The 25,673-nt window shown below is 44.0% G+C and carries 14 protein-coding genes, 11 tRNA genes and 6 rRNA genes; all 31 read left to right on the forward strand.

The window, feature by feature from the left end; all coding sequences use genetic code 11:
- Positions 1 to 108: 108 nt before the first annotated feature.
- The 31 genes from cysK to clpC all read left to right on the forward strand — a co-directional run bounded on the left by cysK (position 109) and on the right by clpC (position 25,534).
- Positions 109 to 1,032 (forward strand): cysteine synthase A, encoded by a 924-nt coding sequence (gene cysK, locus MHH73_RS00405; RefSeq protein ID WP_191817028.1) that lies wholly within the window; start codon positions 109 to 111, stop codon positions 1,030 to 1,032.
- 171 nt (positions 1,033 to 1,203) lie between these two features.
- Positions 1,204 to 2,613: an anthranilate synthase component I family protein gene (locus MHH73_RS00410; RefSeq protein WP_341064000.1), complete on the forward strand. Its 1,410-nt coding sequence runs from the start codon at positions 1,204 to 1,206 to the stop codon at positions 2,611 to 2,613.
- Positions 2,610 to 3,212 carry an aminodeoxychorismate/anthranilate synthase component II gene (pabA, locus tag MHH73_RS00415; protein ID WP_341069589.1) on the forward strand — a complete coding sequence of 201 codons (603 nt, stop codon included), beginning with the start codon at positions 2,610 to 2,612 and terminating at the stop codon, positions 3,210 to 3,212. Before MHH73_RS00410 ends, pabA begins: the two co-directional genes overlap by 4 nt.
- The gene (gene pabC / locus MHH73_RS00420) at positions 3,202 to 4,062 is read left to right on the forward strand and encodes an aminodeoxychorismate lyase (RefSeq protein WP_341064001.1); all 861 of its coding nucleotides are present in this window, start codon (positions 3,202 to 3,204) and stop codon (positions 4,060 to 4,062) included. Before pabA ends, pabC begins: the two co-directional genes overlap by 11 nt.
- Positions 4,063 to 4,072: 10 nt before the next feature.
- Entirely contained in the window at positions 4,073 to 4,909 is an 837-nt protein-coding gene (folP, locus tag MHH73_RS00425) for a dihydropteroate synthase (protein ID WP_341064003.1), read from the forward strand.
- Entirely contained in the window at positions 4,902 to 5,264 is a 363-nt protein-coding gene (gene folB, locus MHH73_RS00430; protein ID WP_191817032.1) for a dihydroneopterin aldolase, read from the forward strand. The genes folP and folB overlap by 8 nt, the downstream gene beginning before the upstream one ends.
- Positions 5,264 to 5,827 (forward strand): 2-amino-4-hydroxy-6-hydroxymethyldihydropteridine diphosphokinase, encoded by a 564-nt coding sequence (gene folK, locus MHH73_RS00435; RefSeq protein WP_191817033.1) that lies wholly within the window; start codon positions 5,264 to 5,266, stop codon positions 5,825 to 5,827. Before folB ends, folK begins: the two co-directional genes overlap by 1 nt.
- The gene (locus tag MHH73_RS00440; protein ID WP_191817034.1) at positions 5,743 to 5,967 is read left to right on the forward strand and encodes a helix-turn-helix domain-containing protein; all 225 of its coding nucleotides are present in this window, start codon (positions 5,743 to 5,745) and stop codon (positions 5,965 to 5,967) included. Before folK ends, MHH73_RS00440 begins: the two co-directional genes overlap by 85 nt.
- A 17-nt stretch (positions 5,968 to 5,984) precedes the next feature.
- The gene (gene dusB / locus MHH73_RS00445; RefSeq protein ID WP_341064004.1) at positions 5,985 to 6,986 is read left to right on the forward strand and encodes a tRNA dihydrouridine synthase DusB; all 1,002 of its coding nucleotides are present in this window, start codon (positions 5,985 to 5,987) and stop codon (positions 6,984 to 6,986) included.
- Positions 6,987 to 7,222: 236 nt separating this feature from the next.
- Positions 7,223 to 8,722, forward strand: coding sequence for a lysine--tRNA ligase (lysS, locus tag MHH73_RS00450; RefSeq protein ID WP_191817041.1), 1,500 nt, complete (start codon positions 7,223 to 7,225; stop codon positions 8,720 to 8,722).
- A 574-nt stretch (positions 8,723 to 9,296) separates the two neighbouring features.
- A 16S ribosomal RNA gene (locus MHH73_RS00455) occupies positions 9,297 to 10,845 on the forward strand.
- A gap of 221 nt (positions 10,846 to 11,066) precedes the next feature.
- A 23S ribosomal RNA gene (locus MHH73_RS00460) occupies positions 11,067 to 14,000 on the forward strand.
- 231 nt (positions 14,001 to 14,231) lie between these two features.
- Positions 14,232 to 14,348, forward strand: a 5S ribosomal RNA gene (gene rrf, locus MHH73_RS00465).
- A gap of 9 nt (positions 14,349 to 14,357) precedes the next feature.
- Positions 14,358 to 14,433, forward strand: a tRNA-Val gene (locus tag MHH73_RS00470).
- A 17-nt stretch (positions 14,434 to 14,450) separates the two neighbouring features.
- Positions 14,451 to 14,526: transfer RNA gene (locus MHH73_RS00475), tRNA-Thr, on the forward strand.
- A 7-nt stretch (positions 14,527 to 14,533) separates the two neighbouring features.
- A tRNA-Lys gene (locus MHH73_RS00480) sits at positions 14,534 to 14,609 on the forward strand.
- 9 nt (positions 14,610 to 14,618) lie between these two features.
- Positions 14,619 to 14,703: transfer RNA gene (locus MHH73_RS00485), tRNA-Leu, on the forward strand.
- A gap of 17 nt (positions 14,704 to 14,720) precedes the next feature.
- Positions 14,721 to 14,795: transfer RNA gene (locus tag MHH73_RS00490), tRNA-Gly, on the forward strand.
- 6 nt (positions 14,796 to 14,801) lie between these two features.
- Positions 14,802 to 14,890 (forward strand) — tRNA-Leu (locus MHH73_RS00495).
- Between the two features lie 9 nt (positions 14,891 to 14,899).
- Positions 14,900 to 14,976: transfer RNA gene (locus MHH73_RS00500), tRNA-Arg, on the forward strand.
- 4 nt (positions 14,977 to 14,980) lie between these two features.
- Positions 14,981 to 15,057, forward strand: a tRNA-Pro gene (locus tag MHH73_RS00505).
- Between the two features lie 16 nt (positions 15,058 to 15,073).
- Positions 15,074 to 15,149, forward strand: a tRNA-Ala gene (locus tag MHH73_RS00510).
- Between the two features lie 184 nt (positions 15,150 to 15,333).
- Positions 15,334 to 16,882, forward strand: a 16S ribosomal RNA gene (locus MHH73_RS00515).
- A gap of 99 nt (positions 16,883 to 16,981) precedes the next feature.
- A tRNA-Ile gene (locus MHH73_RS00520) sits at positions 16,982 to 17,058 on the forward strand.
- A gap of 15 nt (positions 17,059 to 17,073) precedes the next feature.
- A tRNA-Ala gene (locus MHH73_RS00525) sits at positions 17,074 to 17,149 on the forward strand.
- A 154-nt stretch (positions 17,150 to 17,303) separates the two neighbouring features.
- Positions 17,304 to 20,237: ribosomal RNA gene (locus tag MHH73_RS00530) — 23S ribosomal RNA — on the forward strand.
- Positions 20,238 to 20,468: 231 nt separating this feature from the next.
- A 5S ribosomal RNA gene (gene rrf / locus MHH73_RS00535) occupies positions 20,469 to 20,585 on the forward strand.
- Together the 16S, 23S and 5S rRNA genes with 11 tRNA genes alongside form the textbook arrangement of a ribosomal RNA operon.
- Before the next feature lie 249 nt (positions 20,586 to 20,834).
- The gene (locus MHH73_RS00540) at positions 20,835 to 21,296 is read left to right on the forward strand and encodes a CtsR family transcriptional regulator (protein WP_191816918.1); all 462 of its coding nucleotides are present in this window, start codon (positions 20,835 to 20,837) and stop codon (positions 21,294 to 21,296) included.
- A 147-nt stretch (positions 21,297 to 21,443) separates the two neighbouring features.
- Positions 21,444 to 22,001 carry a UvrB/UvrC motif-containing protein gene (locus tag MHH73_RS00545; RefSeq protein WP_341069591.1) on the forward strand — a complete coding sequence of 186 codons (558 nt, stop codon included), beginning with the start codon at positions 21,444 to 21,446 and terminating at the stop codon, positions 21,999 to 22,001.
- Positions 22,002 to 22,003: 2 nt separating this feature from the next.
- Positions 22,004 to 23,083: a protein arginine kinase gene (locus MHH73_RS00550; RefSeq protein ID WP_191816916.1), complete on the forward strand. Its 1,080-nt coding sequence runs from the start codon at positions 22,004 to 22,006 to the stop codon at positions 23,081 to 23,083.
- Between the two features lie 6 nt (positions 23,084 to 23,089).
- The gene (clpC, locus tag MHH73_RS00555) at positions 23,090 to 25,534 is read left to right on the forward strand and encodes an ATP-dependent protease ATP-binding subunit ClpC (RefSeq protein WP_341064005.1); all 2,445 of its coding nucleotides are present in this window, start codon (positions 23,090 to 23,092) and stop codon (positions 25,532 to 25,534) included.
- Positions 25,535 to 25,673 lie beyond the last annotated feature (139 nt).

Raw genomic sequence — 25,673 nt, forward strand, 5'->3', positions numbered from 1 at the left:
TTCTAATAATACAAGGGCCTTCTGCCTGCATATTCATTGACAATTGGTTGTGTGATTGATAAATTTAAATAAAACCAATAATAATACTCGGAATAAGGAGTGGAGAAGATGGTACGTGTTGCTAATTCAATTACTGAACTTATTGGACAAACACCAATAGTGAAGCTTAACCGTATGGTAGAAGACGGAAGTGCGGATATTTACTTAAAACTGGAGTATATGAATCCTGGAAGCAGTGTAAAAGATCGTATTGCCAATGCAATGATAGAAACCGCAGAAAAAAGTGGTGAGTTAAAAGAAGGAGATACGATTATTGAACCAACCAGCGGGAATACAGGTATTGGTCTTGCTATGGTTGCTGCAGCAAAAGGGTATCAAACGATTTTGGTGATGCCTGAGACGATGAGTATGGAAAGAAGGAATCTACTTCGCGCTTATGGAGCGGAATTAGTGTTAACACCGGGTCCAGATGGTATGGGCGGAGCAATCAGAAAAGCACAGGAGTTAGCGAAAGAGCATGGATACTTCATGCCGCAACAGTTTGAAAACTTATCAAATCCTGAAGTACATCGCGAGACAACAGGAAAAGAAATTGTTGAGCAAATGGGCGATCAATTAGATGCATTTATTGCTGGTATTGGTACAGGTGGAACGATTACAGGTGCTGGTCAAATACTAAAGGAAAAATACAAGGATATTAAGATATATGCAGTTGAGCCTGCTGATTCTCCCGTTCTTTCAGGTGGGAAGCCGGGACCGCATAAAATTCAAGGTATTGGTGCAGGATTTGTACCTGAGATTTTAGATACGAAGGTATATGATGAAATCATCGCTGTTGCCAATGAAGATGCGTTTGCTCAAGCACGTCGAGCGGCTAAAGAGGAAGGGATTTTAGGTGGTATTTCTTCAGGTGCAGCTATTCACGCGGCTTTAAAGGTAGCCAAAGAGCTAGGAGAAGGCAAGAAAGTATTGGCGGTTATCCCAAGTAATGGAGAACGTTACTTAAGTACACCACTTTATCAATTTGATTAAAACGATAGAGAAAACGGCAGTGATGAGCACTGCTGTTTTTTTATTTTAAAATGAAGGCTGGCACTATTCTACTTGGTGACTAGCCTTCATTTTTGATTAACAATTATTACAATGATGAAATGACTAGCAATTTGTAAGCAATTCGGTATGATGAGTATGAGGTGAGATTCAATGAAAAAAATGATCCATACCAAAAAGTTAAGCTATTCGAAGGAATGGTTTTTTCCATTATACAAAAAGATTGCTAAGGACTATGATATACATATTTTATTAGAGAGCGGTAGAAGTGGCCGATATAGTGTGGCTGGCTTTGGTCCAGTCGTTGAGTTTAAGGGGAAAGATAGTAAGTTATACATAAAAACTAGTGAAGGGTCGCACGTGGCACATGGTAACCCATTACATGAAATGAAAAAGTGGTTAAAGCAATATGAAATCGAAGAGCCTTTAGGAAGTTTACCAGATTTCCATGGAGGTGTATTGGGATTTGTAAGCTATGATTACGGACGTTATATTGAAAACTTACCAGACTTGACTGAAGATGATTTGGAAATGCCTGATACGCATTTCTTCTTATTTGAAGAATGGTTCGTTTTTGATCATGATACAGAAGAATTATGGTTGATATTTGTCCATGATAAAGGAGACGATATCACCTTAAGGGAAACCGCATGGCTGAATCGTTGGACAGAGGAAGTGGAACAAGGAGAGGTTCAGTTAGCTGGGGATAAGGAACCTACTTTAAAAGACGTTTCCATCAGTGAAGAAACATTTGTTCGAGCAGTGGAAAAGGTACAGGCATATATTGCGAGTGGTGATGTGTTTCAAGTCAATCTTTCTGTAAGGGGTACTCAAAAGCTGAACGTTCCTCCTATTGAAGTGTACAGTCATTTACGTGAACTGAATCCATCTCCTTATATGGGTTATTTTAATACCCCTGATTACCAAATTGTCAGTGGTTCACCGGAATTATTAGTAAAGAAAAAAGGCGATGAAGTGAGTACAAGACCTATTGCAGGTACTCGTTCACGTGGTCAGGATGAAGCAGAGGATCTTAGATTAGCTAATGAATTGATTGAAAATGAAAAAGAACGAGCTGAGCACGTTATGCTTGTTGATTTAGAACGGAATGATTTAGGACGTGTGTGCCAATATGGTACGGTTGAAGTCAATGAATTTATGGTGATTGAAAAATACTCCCACGTTATGCATATTGTGTCGAATGTAAGAGGGAAAATAGCTAACGGTAGAGATGGGTACGATTTAATAGATGCCTCTTTTCCAGGCGGCACAATCACAGGTGCACCGAAAATTAGAACGATGGAAATAATTGATGAATTAGAACCAGTAAGAAGAGGTATCTATACAGGATCACTTGGTTGGATCGGCTTTAATGGTGACTTAGAGTTGAATATTATGATTCGAACAATGCTAGTCAAAGAGGGAATGGCGTATGTACAAGCAGGAGCAGGAATCGTTATTGATTCTGAAGCTCATTTAGAATATAAAGAATCGTTAAAGAAGGCGAAGGCGCTATGGCGGGCAAAAGAGTTAGCAGAAAAGAAGGGGGAATGGGAAAAGTGATATTAATGATTGATAACTTTGATTCTTTTACGTTTAATTTGGTGCAATATTTAGGGGAATTAGGTGCGGAAATGGTTATTAAGCGTAATGATGAAATCACAATTGCTGATATTGAAGCACTATCCCCCTCGTGCTTAATGATCTCACCAGGACCATGTAGTCCGGATGAAGCAGGCATTAGTTTAGCAGCCATAGAAGCCTTTGCTGGGAAGCTCCCTATCTTCGGTGTATGTTTAGGTCATCAATCAATTGCACAAGTATTTGGAGGCAAGGTGGTCCGGGCAGATAGATTAATGCATGGGAAAACCTCACCCGTTTTTCATAACAAACAAACGATCTATAAAGGGATTGAAGTGCCATTTTTAGCTACGCGCTATCATTCTTTAATTGTGGAAAAAGAAACCCTTCCAGATTGTTTCGAAGTTTCTTCGTGGACGGATGAAGGTGAAATTATGGGGTTAAGACATCGACACCTACCAATTGAAGGAGTCCAGTTTCATCCTGAATCCATTATGACATCAGCAGGAAAAGACTTGCTCTTAAACTTTTTAATCCAGCATGACCTCCTTCAACAAGGGGGCAAACACGTTGTATATTAATGTTAATGGCAAGCTTGTGCGAAAAGAAGAAGCGAGTATTTCTCCATTTGATCATGGATATTTATATGGTTTAGGCTTGTTTGAGACCTTTCGTATATACAATGGACATCCGTTTTTATTGGATGACCATTTAGCACGTTTGAATCAAGGGTTAGATGCTGTATGTATTCGTAGTCCATTTAATGGACGAGAAGAGTTACAATCTCATTTAGCTGGCTTATTAGAAATGAATCAATTAAGAAATGCTAGAATAAGAGTAAATGTTTCTGCGGGAATAGGCGAAGTAGGTTTAAGAGCTGACCATTATCTAGAACCTACCGTTATTATTTTTGCCAATGAATTGCCTCAAGCCCCCCTCCCGGTTGAAAAAAACGGAAAAATCCTTTCTATTAGAAGAAATACACCAGAAGGGGCTGAGCGTTTAAAGTCACACCACTTTTTAAACAATATTTTAGCTAAACAGGAATTAGGTGCAGATGATACGTTAGAGGGAATTTTCTTAACGAAGGATGGTTTTTTGGCTGAAGGTATTTCATCTAATGTTTTTTGGACGAAAGGAAAAGTATTATACACACCAGCGATTGAAACGGGTATTTTAAACGGTATTACGAGGCAATTTATTATAATGATAGCTAAAAAGTTAAGATGGCAGGTTGAAGAAGGTGTATTTCACTATAACGAGATCGTTGCGGCTGAAGAGATATTTATTACCAACTCTATTCAGGAAATTGTCCCGCTTAAAACAATGGAAGGTCGACAGCTTCCGGGTCTAAATGGAGCGATGGTGACCTTGTTGCAGAGTGTATACAAACAACAAAGAGAGATTTTGTGGAGTAGAGATTCACTTTAGGAGGAAAAGCATGACAAACAGTTTATTACAGTGTGGTTCTTATACCTTAGATTATAGTAAGAAGACATTAATCATGGGCATACTTAATATCACGCCTGATTCCTTCTCTGATGGTGGAAAATATAATCAATTAGAGAATGTGGTAGAGAGAGCGAAGGAATTAGTAGAAGCTGGAGCAGATATTATCGATATTGGTGGCGAATCTACGCGGCCAGGATATGAAGAGATTTCCGTTGAGGAAGAAATTGCACGAGTGGTTCCTGCAATAGAAGCGATTGTAAAGGAAATCCGGGTTCCCCTATCTATTGATACGTATAAAGCGGAAGTGGCGAAGCATGCCCTAGAAGCAGGTGCGCATATTATTAATGATATTTGGGGGGCAAAGAGAGATAAAGAAATGGCACCATTAGCCGCTGAAAAAGATGTCCCCATTATTTTAATGCATAATCGAGAAAATGAAAAATATGATTCATTTTTTAGAGATTGTATGAATGACTTATATGAAAGTATCGCGATTGCTAAGGCAGCGGGAGTTAGGGATGACAATATCATCTTAGATCCAGGCATAGGATTTGCGAAAAGCCATGAAGATAATCTAAAAATGATGCGCCATCTTGATCAGCTTGTGGCGTTTGGTTATCCTGTATTGCTAGGTACATCAAAGAAACGAATGATTGCCAATGTACTTAACTTACCTGTTGATGAAAGAATGGAAGGGACAGGGGCGACAGTCTGCTATGGTATTCAAAAAGGCTGTCAGATTATGCGTGTACATGATGTAAAGGAAATGAGCCGTATGGCCAAAATGATGGATGCACTCATTGGGAAGGATGTTAATCTTGGATAAAATCTATTTAAATCGCATGGCGTTTTATGGATATCACGGGGTATTTACTGAAGAGAATCGATTAGGTCAACGTTTTTATGTGGATTTAACAATTGAGTTAGATTTAAGAGACGCGGGCAAAAGTGATGATTTAAATGATACGATCAATTATGCAGATCTATATGAGCTGTGTAAGAAAATAGTAGAGGGGAAACCATTCAAGTTAGTAGAGGCACTAACGGAGAAAATTGCCTCAGAAGCATTGGTCAACTTTCAACAAATTTCTCAAATAACTGTAAAAGTAGTCAAACCGGATCCCCCTATTCCGGGTCATTATGATTCTGTAGCAATAGAAATGACAAGGAGTAGGAAATAGTGACAAATATAGCTTTTATCGGCTTAGGCTCAAATATGACAGATCGAGACGTACATTTATATGAGGCAATTACTACCCTTCTGGAGAATACAGAGATTGAGGTGGTGAATTATTCCTCGATATATGAGACGGATCCCGTTGGGTTTGAAGACCAAGCGCAATTTTTGAATATGGTCATCCAAGTTCATACGACATTATCTTCTTCGCAACTATTAAAAGCACTACTGAGAATTGAGCAAGATCTTGGTAGAAAAAGGATTATTCGCTGGGGTCCAAGAAATATAGACCTTGACATTTTACTATATAATCAAGAAAATATTGAGACAGAGACGTTAATCGTTCCACACCCACGTATGCATGAGAGAGCGTTCGTGCTCATTCCACTTCTAGAGATTCAACCCAACATTTGCTTACCGGATGAGGAACAGCCTTTACATGAGAAATTAGAGGCAATCCCAGACAAAAAAGGAGTTCGGATATGGAAGCGGAAAAATGGGGGAGACGTATTCGCGCTTTTCGAAAGCTCAAAGGATACACCCAAGAAGGTTTTGCGAAAAAGTTAGGTATATCAGTTTCTATTATTGGTGAGATTGAAAGAGGTAATCGTATGCCTACGGAACAATTACTGGAAAAAATCACAACATTACTACATGTGACAATGGAGGATTTAGCTCCACCTAAAGAGGAGGAAATCCATAAATAGAAGGAGGTCTCTCGGACATGTTTCAAATTGGTGATGTGAACATCAAGAACCGAGTGGTCCTTGCACCGATGGCTGGTGTGTGTAACTCCGCATTCCGCTTAACAGTGAAAGAATTCGGAGCGGGGCTTGTATGTGCCGAAATGGTGAGCGATAAGGGCATTATTTTAAAAAATGAAAGAACAATGAATATGCTGTATATAGATGAGCGTGAAAAGCCGTTAAGTCTACAAATTTTCGGAGGGGAAAAAGAAACCCTGGTTGAGGCTGCGAAATTTGTTGACCAAAATACTAATGCAGATATTATCGATATTAATATGGGATGCCCGGTGCCGAAAATTACAAAGTGTGATGCGGGTGCCAAATGGCTTTTAGACCCAAATAAAATCTATGAGATGGTTTCAGCGGTCGTATCGGAGGTAGAAAAGCCTGTAACGGTCAAAATGCGTATGGGTTGGGATGAAGACCATATATACGCTGTGAAAAATGCCCAAGCGGTTGAACGTGCTGGAGGTAAAGCAGTCTCGTTGCACGGTCGTACGAGAGTGCAAATGTATGAAGGTACAGCTAACTGGGACATCATTCGAGAAGTAAAACAAAATATTCAAATCCCGTTAATCGGTAATGGAGATGTACAGACTCCCCAAGATGCACAAAGAATGTTAGATGAAACAGGTGTAGATGGGGTGATGATTGGACGTGCAGCTTTAGGAAACCCGTGGATGATCTATCGAACAGTCAAATATCTAGAAACAGGGGAACTAATGGGGGAGCCGTCCGTTCGTGAGAAAATGGATGTCTGCACATTGCATATGGATCGATTGATTGAACTGAAAAATGAACATATTGCTGTCCGTGAAATGCGTAAACATGCGGCATGGTATTTAAAGGGAATCAAAGGAAATGCAAAAGCTCGTGCAGCTATTAATGAATGTAATACAAGGGAAGATGTTGTAAACGTCCTTTCTGCGTTAGTAGTGGAAATGGAAGAAAAAGAAAGACAAGCTTCAAAAGCAGTCTGATTAACTACAATGAGTGGCAATCAGCGTTCAATAGCTGGTTTGACATCATTTTTATATTTAACTATAATATTTCTGTGAAATAATGAACGACTGCCAGTCACTTGCTGGCAGTTTTTATTCTATTTTTTACTTTATAGATGTCTGTCGTTGTTGTATTGTGTACAATAATAGAGATATAAAATACTAAATCTTCGTAAACCGCCCATAGGCGTCTACATAAAAGATTTAAGATGGAGATGGTATCTGTGAGTCAAAATCATGAAGAATTAAACGACCAATTAGTGGTTAGACGTGAAAAGATGAACAGTCTTCGTGAACAAGGCGTAGATCCTTTCGGAAAAAGATTTGATCGCACACATCAATCACAGCAATTGGTTGAGGAATACTCTCAATTTGAAAAAGAGGAATTAGAGGAAAAAGAAATTCCTGTCACCATTGCAGGTAGAATTATGACAAAACGCGGTAAAGGTAAAGCCGGTTTTGCACATATTCAAGATTTATCTGGACAAATCCAATTATACGTTCGTAAGGATGCTGTTGGTGAAGAAGCATATGAAGTTTTTACATCTGCAGATTTGGGTGATATTGTCGGTATTTCAGGTGTTCTTTTCAAAACAAAAGTAGGGGAACTGTCTGTTAAAGCAAAACAATTTGAACTATTAACAAAAGCGCTTCGTCCTTTACCTGATAAATTCCATGGTTTAAAAGATGTTGAGCAAAGATATCGCCAGCGTTACCTAGATTTGATTATGAGTGAAGAAAGTAAACATACCTTCATTACACGTAGTCGTATTATACAATCTATGAGACGTTATTTAGACGATCAGGGTTATCTTGAAGTCGAAACACCAATGATGCATGCCATTGCAGGTGGGGCTTCAGCCAAACCTTTTATTACTCATCATAATGCGTTAGATATGGAATTATATATGCGTATTGCCATTGAACTACACTTAAAACGCCTGATTGTTGGTGGGATGGAGAAAGTGTATGAAATCGGTCGTGTATTCCGTAATGAGGGCGTGTCTACAAGACATAACCCTGAGTTTACGATGATTGAACTATATGAGGCTTATGCTGATTATCGTGATATTATGAGTTTGACAGAGAACCTTATTGCACATATTGCAGAAGAAGTACTAGGATCAACAACTGTTCAGTATGGAGAATATGAAATTAATCTGAAACCAGAGTGGAAAAGACTTCATATGGTAGATGCGGTGAAAGAATATACTGGTGTAGACTTCTGGAAAGAAACATCAGTTGAGGAAGCACGTGCACTTGCAAAAGAGCATGGTGTGGAAATTACCGAGCATATGCAATATGGTCATATCGTCAATGAATTCTTTGAACAAAAAGTGGAAGAGAAGTTAATTCAACCTACCTTTATTTTCGGACACCCGGTAGAAATCTCTCCTCTTGCGAAAAAGAATGAGAACGATCCACGTTTTACTGATCGTTTTGAGTTATTTATAGTCGCTAGAGAACACGCTAATGCATTCACTGAGCTTAATGATCCGATTGATCAAAAAGAACGCTTTGAAGCGCAGTTAAAAGAGCGTGAGCAAGGAAACGATGAAGCACATATGATGGATAACGACTTTATTGAAGCACTAGAATACGGAATGCCGCCAACAGGTGGACTAGGTATTGGTGTAGACCGTTTAGTTATGTTACTAACAAACGCAGCTTCTATTAGAGATGTATTGTTGTTCCCGCATATGCGTCAGAAATAAATATTAATTGATGAAAAAAGCCAGTGGAAGTTCACAAAAGGGGACTTCCACTGGCTTTAAATGTACTTAAACAAATGAAGCGGTGTGAATGGAAGTTATGTGAAAGTTAAGGAACAAATAGATGTTTTTGTATAAGGATTCGGTATAGAATATAAAAAGAGACTGGTTTTTAATGGTGAAGATTTTACTTATTTAATTAAAGTAATAGTACAATAGAAAAAACTTATTAAAAGATTAGTTGAGAAGCTAAATGACAGATTTGAAGTTTGTTTTTTAAAAAAAGAAGTTTCTTTATAAAAACTTTAAAAATTATATTGCAAACACTTTTTAATCGTGATATAGTAGTTTTTGTCCCCAAGAGAGAGCGAGATTTGCTCAATCATTCATCAAAAATTATTTTTAAAAAATAGTTGACATGATGATGACGGGGTGGTAAGATAATAAAGTCGCTTCTGAAGCGATTGAGATTGTTCTTTGAAAACTGAACGAACATAAAACGTCAAGCGTAATTCTAAAAAAAAGCTGATTTATCAGCAACGAAGCACCATAGGTGCAAACGAGCTAATCAAACACTTTATTGGAGAGTTTGATCCTGGCTCAGGACGAACGCTGGCGGCGTGCCTAATACATGCAAGTCGAGCGAATCAGAGGGAGCTTGCTCCCGATGATTAGCGGCGGACGGGTGAGTAACACGTGGGCAACCTGCCTGTAAGACTGGGATAACTCCGGGAAACCGGGGCTAATACCGGATAATATCTATTTATACATATAATTAGATTGAAAGATGGTTCTGCTATCACTTACAGATGGGCCCGCGGCGCATTAGCTAGTTGGTGAGGTAACGGCTCACCAAGGCGACGATGCGTAGCCGACCTGAGAGGGTGATCGGCCACACTGGGACTGAGACACGGCCCAGACTCCTACGGGAGGCAGCAGTAGGGAATCTTCCGCAATGGACGAAAGTCTGACGGAGCAACGCCGCGTGAGTGATGAAGGTTTTCGGATCGTAAAACTCTGTTGTTAGGGAAGAACAAGTATCGGAGTAACTGCCGGTACCTTGACGGTACCTAACCAGAAAGCCACGGCTAACTACGTGCCAGCAGCCGCGGTAATACGTAGGTGGCAAGCGTTGTCCGGAATTATTGGGCGTAAAGCGCGCGCAGGCGGTTCCTTAAGTCTGATGTGAAAGCCCACGGCTCAACCGTGGAGGGTCATTGGAAACTGGGGAACTTGAGTGCAGAAGAGGAAAGTGGAATTCCAAGTGTAGCGGTGAAATGCGTAGAGATTTGGAGGAACACCAGTGGCGAAGGCGACTTTCTGGTCTGTAACTGACGCTGAGGCGCGAAAGCGTGGGGAGCAAACAGGATTAGATACCCTGGTAGTCCACGCCGTAAACGATGAGTGCTAAGTGTTAGAGGGTTTCCGCCCTTTAGTGCTGCAGCAAACGCATTAAGCACTCCGCCTGGGGAGTACGACCGCAAGGTTGAAACTCAAAGGAATTGACGGGGGCCCGCACAAGCGGTGGAGCATGTGGTTTAATTCGAAGCAACGCGAAGAACCTTACCAGGTCTTGACATCCTCTGACAATCCTAGAGATAGGACTTTCCCCTTCGGGGGACAGAGTGACAGGTGGTGCATGGTTGTCGTCAGCTCGTGTCGTGAGATGTTGGGTTAAGTCCCGCAACGAGCGCAACCCTTGATCTTAGTTGCCAGCATTTAGTTGGGCACTCTAAGGTGACTGCCGGTGACAAACCGGAGGAAGGTGGGGATGACGTCAAATCATCATGCCCCTTATGACCTGGGCTACACACGTGCTACAATGGATGGTACAAAGGGCTGCAAGACCGCGAGGTTTAGCCAATCCCATAAAACCATTCTCAGTTCGGATTGTAGGCTGCAACTCGCCTACATGAAGCCGGAATCGCTAGTAATCGCGGATCAGCATGCCGCGGTGAATACGTTCCCGGGCCTTGTACACACCGCCCGTCACACCACGAGAGTTTGTAACACCCGAAGTCGGTGGGGTAACCTTTTGGAGCCAGCCGCCTAAGGTGGGACAGATGATTGGGGTGAAGTCGTAACAAGGTAGCCGTATCGGAAGGTGCGGCTGGATCACCTCCTTTCTAAGGAATATACGGAATTAACTTGATGTTAGATTGTTCGTTCAGTTTTGAGAGTATAATCTCTCAATTCAATCGTTCTTTGAAAACTAGATAATGTAATGAAGAAGATTACCGAGTAATCGCCACCTTAGTTATTTTCTCTCTATATTATATAGAGTATGAAATACTAAACTTTTTTTAATAAACACAACCGTGAGGGAAGCGAAAGCAACCCAAACATAGGTTAAGTTAATAAGGGCGCACGGTGAATGCCTTGGCACTAGGAGCCGATGAAGGACGGGACTAACACCGATATGCTTCGGGGAGCTGTAAGTAAGCTTTGATCCGGAGATTTCCGAATGGGGAAACCCCCTATCCGTTATGGGATAGGATCCATACCTGAATACATAGGGTATGGAAGGCAGACCCGGGGAACTGAAACATCTAAGTACCCGGAGGAAGAGAAAGCAAACGCGATTCCCTGAGTAGCGGCGAGCGAAACGGGATTAGCCCAAACCAAGAGGCTTGCCTCTTGGGGTTGTAGGACATTCTATACGGAGTTACAAAGGAACGAGATAGACGAAGAGGTCTGGAAAGGCCCGCCATAGGAGGTAAAAGCCCTGTAGTCGAAACTTCGTTCCCTCCAGAGTGGATCCTGAGTACGGCGGGACACGAGAAATCCCGTCGGAAGCAGGGAGGACCATCTCCCAAGGCTAAATACTCCCTAGTGACCGATAGTGAACCAGTACCGTGAGGGAAAGGTGAAAAGCACCCCGGAAGGGGAGTGAAAGAGATCCTGAAACCGTGTGCCTACAAGTAGTTAGAGCCCGTTAATGGGTGATAGCGTGCCTTTTGTAGAATGAACCGGCGAGTTACGATTACATGCGAGGTTAAGTTGGACAGACGGAGCCGTAGCGAAAGCGAGTCTGAATAGGGCGAATATAGTATGTGGTCGTAGACCCGAAACCAGGTGATCTACCCATGTCCAGGGTGAAGTCCAGGTAACACTGGATGGAGGCCCGAACCCACGTACGTTGAAAAGTGCGGGGATGAGGTGTGGGTAGCGGAGAAATTCCAATCGAACTTGGAGATAGCTGGTTCTCTCCGAAATAGCTTTAGGGCTAGCCTCATGCGTAAGAATCTTGGAGGTAGAGCACTGTTTGGACTAGGGGCCCTCATCGGGTTACCGAATTCAGACAAACTCCGAATGCCAAAGATTTATCCATGGGAGTCAGACTGCGAGTGATAAGATCCGTAGTCAAGAGGGAAACAGCCCAGACCACCAGCTAAGGTCCCAAAGTATACGTTAAGTGGAAAAGGATGTGGAGTTGCTTAGACAACCAGGATGTTGGCTTAGAAGCAGCCACCATTTAAAGAGTGCGTAATAGCTCACTGGTCGAGTGACTCCGCGCCGAAAATGTACCGGGGCTAAACGTATCACCGAAGCTGTGGATTGAACATCGTAGATGTTCAGTGGTAGGAGAGCGTTCTAAGGGCGTTGAAGCTAGACCGTAAGGACTGGTGGAGCGCTTAGAAGTGAGAATGCCGGTATGAGTAGCGAAAGATGGGTGAGAATCCCATCCACCGAATGCCTAAGGTTTCCTGAGGAAGGCTCGTCCGCTCAGGGTTAGTCGGGACCTAAGCCGAGGCTGAAAAGCGTAGGCGATGGACAACAGGTTGATATTCCTGTACCACCGTATTCTGTTTGAGTGATGGGGGGACGCAGGAGGATAGGGTAAGCGCACTATTGGATGTGCGTCTAAGCAGTTAGAGGGACCATGAGGCAAATCCCATGGTCACATACCTTGAGCTGTGATAGCGAGGGAAATTTAGTACCGAAGTTCTTGATTCCACACTGCCAAGAAAAGCCTCTAGCGAGGAATAAGGTGCCCGTACCGCAAACCGACACAGGTAGGCGAGGAGAGAATCCTAAGGTGAGCGAGAGAACTCTCGTTAAGGAACTCGGCAAAATGACCCCGTAACTTCGGGAGAAGGGGTGCTCATTAGGGTGTTAAAGCCTTGATGAGCCGCAGTGAATAGGCCCAGGCGACTGTTTAGCAAAAACACAGGTCTCTGCGAAGCCGCAAGGCGAAGTATAGGGGCTGACGCCTGCCCGGTGCTGGAAGGTTAAGAGGAGAGGTTAGCTCACGCGAAGCTTTGAATCGAAGCCCCAGTAAACGGCGGCCGTAACTATAACGGTCCTAAGGTAGCGAAATTCCTTGTCGGGTAAGTTCCGACCCGCACGAAAGGCGTAACGATCTGGGCACTGTCTCAACGAGAGACTCGGTGAAATTATAGTACCTGTGAAGATGCAGGTTACCCGCGACAGGACGGAAAGACCCCGTGGAGCTTTACTGTAGCCTGATATTGAATTTTGGTACAGCTTGTACAGGATAGGTAGGAGCCTTAGAAGCCGGAGCGCTAGCTTCGGTGGAGGCGTCGGTGGGATACTACCCCCGCTGTATTGAAATTCTAACCCACATCCCTTATCGGGATGGGAGACAGTGTCAGGTGGGCAGTTTGACTGGGGCGGTCGCCTCCTAAAGAGTAACGGAGGCGCCCAAAGGTTCCCTCAGAATGGTTGGAAATCATTCGTAGAGTGTAAAGGCACAAGGGAGCTTGACTGCGAGACCTACAAGTCGAGCAGGGACGAAAGTCGGGCTTAGTGATCCGGTGGTTCCGCATGGAAGGGCCATCGCTCAACGGATAAAAGCTACCCCGGGGATAACAGGCTTATCTCCCCCAAGAGTCCACATCGACGGGGAGGTTTGGCACCTCGATGTCGGCTCATCGCATCCTGGGGCTGTAGTCGGTCCCAAGGGTTGGGCTGTTCGCCCATTAAAGCGGTACGCGAGCTGGGTTCAGAACGTCGTGAGACAGTTCGGTCCCTATCCGTCGTGGGCGCAGGAAATTTGAGAGGAGCTGTCCTTAGTACGAGAGGACCGGGATGGACGCACCGCTGGTGTACCAGTTGTCTTGCCAAAGGCATCGCTGGGTAGCTATGTGCGGAAGGGATAAGTGCTGAAAGCATCTAAGCATGAAGCCCCCCTCGAGATGAGATTTCCCATAGCGCAAGCTAGTAAGATCCCTGAAAGATGATCAGGTTGATAGGTTAGAGGTGGAAGTGTGGCGACACATGTAGCTGACTAATACTAATCGATCGAGGACTTAACCAAAAAACGAAATGCGGAGGCGCCTTGTCCAGGTGCGACAAGCATAAGACGAATTTGACAGGAGGTTGTTCTTTAACCTCATGACAAATTTGGCTTATGACCTCGAGCACCTAGGCGCCGTAGCTAGACAGCACTACGTAAGTAGTACCGTCAGCACGCATAGGCGATTACTCAATAACAATCTTCTTCAACATTACCTAGTTTTGAGGGAACGATTCCCTTACAATTTCATAGTCCGGTGGCGATAGCGAGAAGGTCACACCCGTTCCCATACCGAACACGGAAGTTAAGCTTCTCAGCGCCGATGGTAGTTAGGGGCTGTCCCCTTGTGAGAGTAGGACGTTGCCGGGCATACATATTGGAGGATTAGCTCAGCTGGGAGAGCATCTGCCTTACAAGCAGAGGGTCGGCGGTTCGATCCCGTCATCCTCCACCATTTTTTTGTGTTTATTTGCCGGCCTAGCTCAATTGGTAGAGCAACTGACTTGTAATCAGTAGGTTGGGGGTTCAAGTCCTCTGGCCGGCACCACTTGTACGAGCCATTAGCTCAGTTGGTAGAGCATCTGACTTTTAATCAGAGGGTCGAAGGTTCGAGTCCTTCATGGCTCACCATTTATATATGCGGGTGTGGCGGAATTGGCAGACGCACCAGACTTAGGATCTGGCGCCGCAAGGCGTGGGGGTTCGACTCCCTTCACCCGCACCATTTTTATTTTAATATTTGCGGAAGTAGTTCAGTGGTAGAACATCACCTTGCCAAGGTGAGGGTCGCGGGTTCGAATCCCGTCTTCCGCTCCAATAAGTGCCGGGGTGGCGGAACTGGCAGACGCACAGGACTTAAAATCCTGCGGTAGGTGACTACCGTACCGGTTCGATTCCGGTCCTCGGCACCACTTATTGATGCGCCCGTAGCTCAATTGGATAGAGCGTTTGACTACGGATCAAAAGGTTAGGGGTTCGACTCCTCTCGGGCGCGCCATAAACGGGAAGTAGCTCAGCTTGGTAGAGCACTTGGTTTGGGACCAAGGGGTCGCAGGTTCGAATCCTGTCTTCCCGACCATTTTTATTACTTTTTTGGGGCCTTAGCTCAGCTGGGAGAGCGCCTGCTTTGCACGCAGGAGGTCAGCGGTTCGATCCCGCTAGGCTCCACCAAAAACATTTTAAAAAAAGTTATTGACATAACAACTTAAGATGTTGTATGATTATAAAGTCGCTTCTGAAGCGAACGAGATTGTTCTTTGAAAACTGAACGAACATAAAACGTCAAGCGTAATTCTAAAAAAGCTGATTTATCAGCAACAAAGCACCATAGGTGCAAACGAGCTAATCAAACACTTTATTGGAGAGTTTGATCCTGGCTCAGGACGAACGCTGGCGGCGTGCCTAATACATGCAAGTCGAGCGAATCAGAGGGAGCTTGCTCCCAATGATTAGCGGCGGACGGGTGAGTAACACGTGGGCAACCTGCCTGTAAGACTGGGATAACTCCGGGAAACCGGGGCTAATACCGGATAATATCTATTTATACATATAATTAGATTGAAAGATGGTTCTGCTATCACTTACAGATGGGCCCGCGGCGCATTAGCTAGTTGGTGAGGTAACGGCTCACCAAGGCGACGATGCGTAGCCGACCTGAGAGGGTGATCGGCCACACTGGGACTGAGACACGGCCCAGACTCCTACGGGAGGCAGCAGTAGGGAATCTTCCGCAATGGACGAAAGTCTGACGGAGCAACGCCGCGTGAGTGATGAAGGTTTTCGGATCGTAAAACTCTGTTGTTAGGGAAGAACAAGTATCGGAGTAACTGCCGGTACCTTGACGGTACCTAACCAGAAAGCCACGGCTAACTACGTGCCAGCAGCCGCGGTAATACGTAGGTGGCAAGCGTTGTCCGGAATTATTGGGCGTAAAGCGCGCGCAGGCGGTTCCTTAAGTCTGATGTGAAAGCCCACGGCTCAACCGTGGAGGGTCATTGGAAACTGGGGAACTTGAGTGCAGAAGAGGAAAGTGGAATTCCAAGTGTAGCGGTGAAATGCGTAGAGATTTGGAGGAACACCAGTGGCGAAGGCGACTTTCTGGTCTGTAACTGACGCTGAGGCGCGAAAGCGTGGGGAGCAAACAGGATTAGATACCCTGGTAGTCCACGCCGTAAACGATGAGTGCTAAGTGTTAGAGGGTTTCCGCCCTTTAGTGCTGCAGCAAACGCATTAAGCACTCCGCCTGGGGAGTACGACCGCAAGGTTGAAACTCAAAGGAATTGACGGGGGCCCGCACAAGCGGTGGAGCATGTGGTTTAATTCGAAGCAACGCGAAGAACCTTACCAGGTCTTGACATCCTCTGACAATCCTAGAGATAGGACTTTCCCCTTCGGGGGACAGAGTGACAGGTGGTGCATGGTTGTCGTCAGCTCGTGTCGTGAGATGTTGGGTTAAGTCCCGCAACGAGCGCAACCCTTGATCTTAGTTGCCAGCATTCAGTTGGGCACTCTAAGGTGACTGCCGGTGACAAACCGGAGGAAGGTGGGGATGACGTCAAATCATCATGCCCCTTATGACCTGGGCTACACACGTGCTACAATGGATGGTACAAAGGGCTGCAAGACCGCGAGGTTTAGCCAATCCCATAAAACCATTCTCAGTTCGGATTGTAGGCTGCAACTCGCCTACATGAAGCCGGAATCGCTAGTAATCGCGGATCAGCATGCCGCGGTGAATACGTTCCCGGGCCTTGTACACACCGCCCGTCACACCACGAGAGTTTGTAACACCCGAAGTCGGTGGGGTAACCTTTTGGAGCCAGCCGCCTAAGGTGGGACAGATGATTGGGGTGAAGTCGTAACAAGGTAGCCGTATCGGAAGGTGCGGCTGGATCACCTCCTTTCTAAGGAATATACGGAATTGACTTGATGTTAGACTGTTCGTTCAGTTTTGAGAGTGCAATCTCTTTGATATGAATAAATACTTTACCGTAAAGTTATGTGGGCCTATAGCTCAGCTGGTTAGAGCGCACGCCTGATAAGCGTGAGGTCGATGGTTCGAGTCCATTTAGGCCCACCATTTCAACTTTAATACGGGGCCTTAGCTCAGCTGGGAGAGCGCCTGCTTTGCACGCAGGAGGTCAGCGGTTCGATCCCGCTAGGCTCCACCAACAAATCGTTCTTTGAAAACTAGATAATGTAATGAAGAAGATTACCGAGTAATCGCCACCTTAGTTATTTTCTCTCTATATTATATAGAGTATGAAATACTAAACTTTTTTTAATAAACACAACCGTGAGGGAAGCGAAAGCAACCCAAACATAGGTTAAGTTAATAAGGGCGCACGGTGAATGCCTTGGCACTAGGAGCCGATGAAGGACGGGACTAACACCGATATGCTTCGGGGAGCTGTAAGTAAGCTTTGATCCGGAGATTTCCGAATGGGGAAACCCCCTATCCGTTATGGGATAGGATCCATACCTGAATACATAGGGTATGGAAGGCAGACCCGGGGAACTGAAACATCTAAGTACCCGGAGGAAGAGAAAGCAAACGCGATTCCCTGAGTAGCGGCGAGCGAAACGGGATTAGCCCAAACCAAGAGGCTTGCCTCTTGGGGTTGTAGGACATTCTATACGGAGTTACAAAGGAACGAGATAGACGAAGAGGTCTGGAAAGGCCCGCCATAGGAGGTAAAAGCCCTGTAGTCGAAACTTCGTTCCCTCCAGAGTGGATCCTGAGTACGGCGGGACACGAGAAATCCCGTCGGAAGCAGGGAGGACCATCTCCCAAGGCTAAATACTCCCTAGTGACCGATAGTGAACCAGTACCGTGAGGGAAAGGTGAAAAGCACCCCGGAAGGGGAGTGAAAGAGATCCTGAAACCGTGTGCCTACAAGTAGTTAGAGCCCGTTAATGGGTGATAGCGTGCCTTTTGTAGAATGAACCGGCGAGTTACGATTACATGCGAGGTTAAGTTGGACAGACGGAGCCGTAGCGAAAGCGAGTCTGAATAGGGCGAATATAGTATGTGGTCGTAGACCCGAAACCAGGTGATCTACCCATGTCCAGGGTGAAGTCCAGGTAACACTGGATGGAGGCCCGAACCCACGTACGTTGAAAAGTGCGGGGATGAGGTGTGGGTAGCGGAGAAATTCCAATCGAACTTGGAGATAGCTGGTTCTCTCCGAAATAGCTTTAGGGCTAGCCTCATGCGTAAGAATCTTGGAGGTAGAGCACTGTTTGGACTAGGGGCCCTCATCGGGTTACCGAATTCAGACAAACTCCGAATGCCAAAGATTTATCCATGGGAGTCAGACTGCGAGTGATAAGATCCGTAGTCAAGAGGGAAACAGCCCAGACCACCAGCTAAGGTCCCAAAGTATACGTTAAGTGGAAAAGGATGTGGAGTTGCTTAGACAACCAGGATGTTGGCTTAGAAGCAGCCACCATTTAAAGAGTGCGTAATAGCTCACTGGTCGAGTGACTCCGCGCCGAAAATGTACCGGGGCTAAACGTATCACCGAAGCTGTGGATTGAACATCGTAGATGTTCAGTGGTAGGAGAGCGTTCTAAGGGCGTTGAAGCTAGACCGTAAGGACTGGTGGAGCGCTTAGAAGTGAGAATGCCGGTATGAGTAGCGAAAGATGGGTGAGAATCCCATCCACCGAATGCCTAAGGTTTCCTGAGGAAGGCTCGTCCGCTCAGGGTTAGTCGGGACCTAAGCCGAGGCTGAAAAGCGTAGGCGATGGACAACAGGTTGATATTCCTGTACCACCGTATTCTGTTTGAGTGATGGGGGGACGCAGGAGGATAGGGTAAGCGCACTATTGGATGTGCGTCTAAGCAGTTAGAGGGACCATGAGGCAAATCCCATGGTCACATACCTTGAGCTGTGATAGCGAGGGAAATTTAGTACCGAAGTTCTTGATTCCACACTGCCAAGAAAAGCCTCTAGCGAGGAATAAGGTGCCCGTACCGCAAACCGACACAGGTAGGCGAGGAGAGAATCCTAAGGTGAGCGAGAGAACTCTCGTTAAGGAACTCGGCAAAATGACCCCGTAACTTCGGGAGAAGGGGTGCTCATTAGGGTGTTAAAGCCTTGATGAGCCGCAGTGAATAGGCCCAGGCGACTGTTTAGCAAAAACACAGGTCTCTGCGAAGCCGCAAGGCGAAGTATAGGGGCTGACGCCTGCCCGGTGCTGGAAGGTTAAGAGGAGAGGTTAGCTCACGCGAAGCTTTGAATCGAAGCCCCAGTAAACGGCGGCCGTAACTATAACGGTCCTAAGGTAGCGAAATTCCTTGTCGGGTAAGTTCCGACCCGCACGAAAGGCGTAACGATCTGGGCACTGTCTCAACGAGAGACTCGGTGAAATTATAGTACCTGTGAAGATGCAGGTTACCCGCGACAGGACGGAAAGACCCCGTGGAGCTTTACTGTAGCCTGATATTGAATTTTGGTACAGCTTGTACAGGATAGGTAGGAGCCTTAGAAGCCGGAGCGCTAGCTTCGGTGGAGGCGTCGGTGGGATACTACCCCCGCTGTATTGAAATTCTAACCCACATCCCTTATCGGGATGGGAGACAGTGTCAGGTGGGCAGTTTGACTGGGGCGGTCGCCTCCTAAAGAGTAACGGAGGCGCCCAAAGGTTCCCTCAGAATGGTTGGAAATCATTCGTAGAGTGTAAAGGCACAAGGGAGCTTGACTGCGAGACCTACAAGTCGAGCAGGGACGAAAGTCGGGCTTAGTGATCCGGTGGTTCCGCATGGAAGGGCCATCGCTCAACGGATAAAAGCTACCCCGGGGATAACAGGCTTATCTCCCCCAAGAGTCCACATCGACGGGGAGGTTTGGCACCTCGATGTCGGCTCATCGCATCCTGGGGCTGTAGTCGGTCCCAAGGGTTGGGCTGTTCGCCCATTAAAGCGGTACGCGAGCTGGGTTCAGAACGTCGTGAGACAGTTCGGTCCCTATCCGTCGTGGGCGCAGGAAATTTGAGAGGAGCTGTCCTTAGTACGAGAGGACCGGGATGGACGCACCGCTGGTGTACCAGTTGTCTTGCCAAAGGCATCGCTGGGTAGCTATGTGCGGAAGGGATAAGTGCTGAAAGCATCTAAGCATGAAGCCCCCCTCGAGATGAGATTTCCCATAGCGCAAGCTAGTAAGATCCCTGAAAGATGATCAGGTTGATAGGTTAGAGGTGGAAGTGTGGCGACACATGTAGCTGACTAATACTAATCGATCGAGGACTTAACCAAAAAACGAAATGCGGAGGCGCCTTGTCCAGGTGCGACAAGCATAAGACGAATTTGACAGGAGGTTGTTCTTTAACCTCATGACAAATTTGGCTTATGACCTCGAGCACCTAGGCGCCGTAGCTAGACAGCACTACGTAAGTAGTACCGTCAGCACGCATAGGCGATTACTCAATAACAATCTTCTTCAACATTACCTAGTTTTGAGGGAACGATTCCCTTACAATTTCATAGTCCGGTGGCGATAGCGAGAAGGTCACACCCGTTCCCATACCGAACACGGAAGTTAAGCTTCTCAGCGCCGATGGTAGTTAGGGGCTGTCCCCTTGTGAGAGTAGGACGTTGCCGGGCAAGATGAAAGAGCACATCATTTGAATGTGCTCTTTTTTGTAGTGCTATCATACATTCGTTTATTTAAATGGACAAATAACAATTAAATAATCTATACATAATATAAATTTAATGAACGAACCTATCTTTCATACGTTTGAGATTTAGAAAAAAAGGGGAAAATTAATAATACTACTTCGTTGCAACATTTCACACAAATCATGTATAATTTATGTCAAATATAGTCAAAGTCAGATAGGGGGAGGCCGGGTGAAAAATATATCAGATATTATTGAAAAATATCTTAAAGAAGTCTTGGAACTTAGTGAAAGGGAAATTGTTGAAATTAAGCGGAGCGAGATTGCTGATAAATTTCAATGTGTCCCATCTCAAATAAATTACGTAATAAATACTCGGTTTACAGTTGAAAAAGGCTATGCTGTCGAAAGCAAACGTGGCGGTGGTGGTTATATAAGAATTACCAAAGTGCAAGCATATGATTATGTTGATTTAATTAATCAATTGATTGGGATTGTACGTGATCGTATTTCTCAAAATAGTGCTGAAAATATTATAAACAGATTAGTTGAAGAAGAGATTATTACTACTAGAGAAGCGAAGATTATGTTGAGTGTCATTGACCGTTCAGTTCTTTACTTAGAGTTACCCTATAGGGATGAGTTAAGAGCAAGGATGCTTGTTGCGATGCTAAATACATTGAAATATAAGTAGGCTGTAAAGTATGGAGGGGTGAAACAGATGATATGCCAAGAATGTAATCAGAGACCTGCGACTCTACATTTTACAAAAATTATGAATGGTGAAAAGGCTGAGTTCCATTTATGCGAAAAATGTGCCCAAGAACATGGCGATATGTTTATGATAAATAACGGCTCTGGAGAATGTAATCAGAGACCTGCGACTCTACATTTTACAAAAATTATGAATGGTGAAAAGGCTGAGTTCCATTTATGCGAAAAATGTGCCCAAGAACATGGCGATATGTTTATGATAAATAACGGCTCTGGATTTTCTATTAATAATCTATTGAGCGGATTATTTAATATAGATACGAGTTATGCAAATAACCAAGCTCAGTTAAATAAACAAACGCAGGTAGTACAGTGTGAACAATGTTCGATGACCTTTCCTCAATTTGTTAAAGTCGGGAAATTTGGATGTGCCCATTGTTATGATTCCTTTCGAGCACAGTTGAGGCCAATTATTAAGAGACTTCATAGTGGGAATTGGAATCATAACGGTAAAATTCCCACAAGAATGGGTGGAGATATCCATTTGAAAAAGCAAATTGAGGATTTGAAAATAACCTTAAAAGAACTTATAACTAAAGAGGAATTTGAGAAAGCTGCAGAGACAAGAGACGCAATACGTCAATTGGAAAAAGAAATGAAAAACCATCTAGAGGGAGGGGAATGAACTTGTCTTTAGAAAGGTTTATCAATCAGGCTGTCAGCTCTTGGATGAGTGCGGAAGGTCCTGATTCTGATATCGTACTTAGTTCTAGAATTCGTTTAGCCCGCAATATTAAACAGGTTAATTTTCCAACAATCTTTTCCCATGATGAAGCTAAACGTGTAATAGATATTATTAAAGCAAGAATGGAAAAATCGACTTTTGATACGTATGGTGACTTTTCATTATTGCAGATGGATGATCTACAACCTTTGCAAAAAAGGGTGTTGATGGAAAAACATTTAATTAGTCCTCATTTAGCAGAAAACGCTAGTCATGGTGCCTGCCTACTTACAGAAAATGAAGAGGTTAGCATTATGTTGAATGAAGAAGATCATATACGTATACAGTGTTTATTTCCAGGGTTTCAATTATCAGAAGCATTAGAAGTTGCTAATCAAATTGATGATTGGTTAGAAACTGAGATTGATTATGCATATGATGAACAGGTAGGGTATTTAACTAGTTGCCCAACTAATGTAGGCACAGGACTTAGAGCTTCTGTCATGATGCATTTACCAGGATTGGTATTAACTCACCAAATGAATAGAATCATTCCGGCAATTAACCAACTTGGTTTAGTTGTTAGAGGAATTTATGGTGAAGGTAGCGAAGCATTAGGTAATATCTTTCAGGTTTCTAACCAAATCACATTAGGGAAATCAGAAGAAGATATTGCTGAGGATTTAAAAAGTGTTGTGGAGCAATTAATTTCGCAGGAAAGGTCAGCAAGAGAAGCATTAGCGAAAACCTCTAACATACAATTAGAAGATAGAGTCTTCAGATCCTATGGTATTTTATCTAATAGCCGAATCATTGAGTCAAAAGAAGCGGCTAGATGTTTATCGGATGTTCGCCTTGGAATAGACATGGACTATCTACAAGGCATATCAAAAAATATATTAAATGAGTTAATGGTCTTAACACAACCAGGATTTTTACAGCAATATGCTGGAGGCCCATTGCGACCGTTTGAACGGGATATTCGCAGAGCTTCTCTTATTCGAGAAAGATTAAAAATGGAAGATCAAGAGTTGGGAGGATGATGATAGATGATGTTTGGACGTTTTACTGAGAGAGCACAAAAAGTATTAGCATTAGCACAGGAAGAAGCCATTCGTTTAGGACATAACAATATTGGAACTGAGCATATACTTCTAGGGTTAGTAAGTGAAGGTGAAGGAATTGCCGCTAAAGCACTTTATGCCTTAGGTCTGGGTTCAGAAAAAATTCAAACGGAAGTTGAAAATCTAATAGGTAGAGGGCAAGAAGCCTCCCAAACACCGCATTATACACCACGAGCTAAAAAAGTAATTGAACTATCAATGGATGAAGCAAGAAAGTTGGGCCATTCCTATGTGGGAACTGAGCACATCTTGCTTGGTTTAATTAGAGAAGGTGAAGGTGTAGCTGCAAGAGTACTTAATAACCTTGGTGTAAGTTTAAATAAAGCAAGACAGCAAGTACTACAATTACTTGGAAGTAGCGAGTCTAACGGACATCAGGGCAGCTCGTCAGCCAATGCAAATACACCAACATTAGATGGCTTGGCAAGAGACTTAACTGCCATCGCACGTGAAGGAAGCTTAGATCCAGTTATTGGCCGTAGTAAAGAGATTCAACGTGTAATTGAAGTATTAAGCAGAAGAACTAAAAATAACCCAGTATTAATTGGAGAACCTGGTGTTGGGAAAACTGCAATAGCAGAAGGCCTAGCACAACAAATCATAAATAATGAAGTGCCTGAGACGCTACGTGATAAACGTGTAATGACATTAGATATGGGTACGGTTGTTGCAGGTACGAAATACCGAGGCGAATTTGAGGATCGTTTGAAGAAAGTGATGGACGAAATTCGTCAAGCTGGTAACATTATTTTGTTCATTGATGAGTTGCATACATTAATCGGCGCTGGTGGAGCAGAAGGAGCGATTGATGCATCAAATATTCTAAAGCCATCACTTGCGCGTGGAGAGCTACAATGTATTGGAGCAACGACACTAGATGAGTATCGCAAATATATTGAGAAGGATGCAGCTCTTGAGCGTAGATTCCAACCAATTACGGTTGATGAGCCAACTGCAGATGAGTCTGTACAGATTTTAAAAGGACTACGTGACCGATATGAAGCTCATCACCGTGTGACCATTACGGATCAATCCATTGAAGCGGCAGTTAAATTATCAGATCGTTATATCTCTGATCGTTTCTTACCAGATAAAGCGATTGATTTAATTGATGAAGCAGGTTCAAAAGTTCGTCTCCGTTCTTATACAACGCCTCCGAACCTCAAGGAGTTGGAAGTTAAATTAGAAGATGTAAGAAAAGAAAAGGATGCAGCTGTTCAAAGTCAAGAGTTTGAGAAAGCAGCCTCTTTAAGAGACAATGAACAAAGACTAAGAGAAAAGTTAGAAGAAACGAAGAAAACGTGGAAAGAAAAGCAAGGGAAAGAAAATAGTGAAGTGACTGTTGAGGATATTGCCAATGTCGTTTCTAACTGGACAGGAATTCCGGTTACTAAATTGGCACAAACTGAGACAGAAAAACTATTGAATTTAGAAGAAATCTTACATTCTCGCGTAATTGGTCAAGAGGAAGCCGTTAAGGCGATCTCTAAAGCAGTTAGACGGGCGAGAGCGGGTCTTAAAGATCCGAAGAGACCAATCGGTTCTTTCGTTTTCCTAGGTCCAACAGGGGTGGGTAAAACAGAACTTGCTCGCGCCTTAGCTGAAGCGATGTTCGGTGATGAGGAAGCAATGATTCGCATCGATATGTCGGAGTATATGGAGAAGCACTCCACATCTAGATTAGTTGGTTCACCTCCAGGTTATGTTGGATTTGAAGAAGGAGGCCAATTAACTGAGAAAGTACGTAGAAAACCGTATTCAGTTGTCTTACTAGATGAAATTGAGAAAGCCCATCCGGATGTATTTAACATTCTTCTGCAAGTATTAGAAGATGGACGGTTAACAGATTCTAAAGGGCGTACAGTCGATTTTCGAAACACGGTGTTAATCATGACGTCAAATGTTGGTGCAGAAGCACTTAAGCGCAATAAATATGTAGGCTTCAATATTCAAGATGATGAACATGATTACAAAGATATGAAAGGCAAGGTTATGGAGGAATTGAAAAAGGCCTTCAGACCTGAATTCTTAAACCGTATCGATGAGATTATTGTCTTCCATGCATTAGAAAGAAAGCATCTGCAAGAGATTGTTACACTCATGTCCGACGCCTTAACGAACCGCTTGAAAGAACAGGATATTACATTATCCCTATCTGAAGCTGCTAAGGTAAAAATTTCCGAAGAAGGCTACGATCCAGAGTATGGTGCAAGACCGCTTAGAAGAGCGATCCAAAAGCATATTGAAGACCGCTTATCTGAGGAATTATTAAGAGGAAAAGTGCTGACTGGTCAAGAGGTAGTAATCGATGTTGAGGACGGCGAATTTGTCGTAAAAACAGCTGAACCAACTGGTACTGCACAAAAATAATGAAATGCTAGAGAGAAGGTACACGCTAATCAATAGTGTGTACCTTTTTTGATTACAACAAATTTTCTTCCAATTATATGTTAACCTTTGAATACAAACGGTTCCATTGATATAGTAAGGAATATAAATGTGTTGTACG

This window comes from Cytobacillus sp. FSL K6-0265 (assembly GCF_038003465.1).
GTDB lineage: Bacteria > Bacillota > Bacilli > Bacillales > Cytobacillaceae > Cytobacillus > Cytobacillus stercorigallinarum.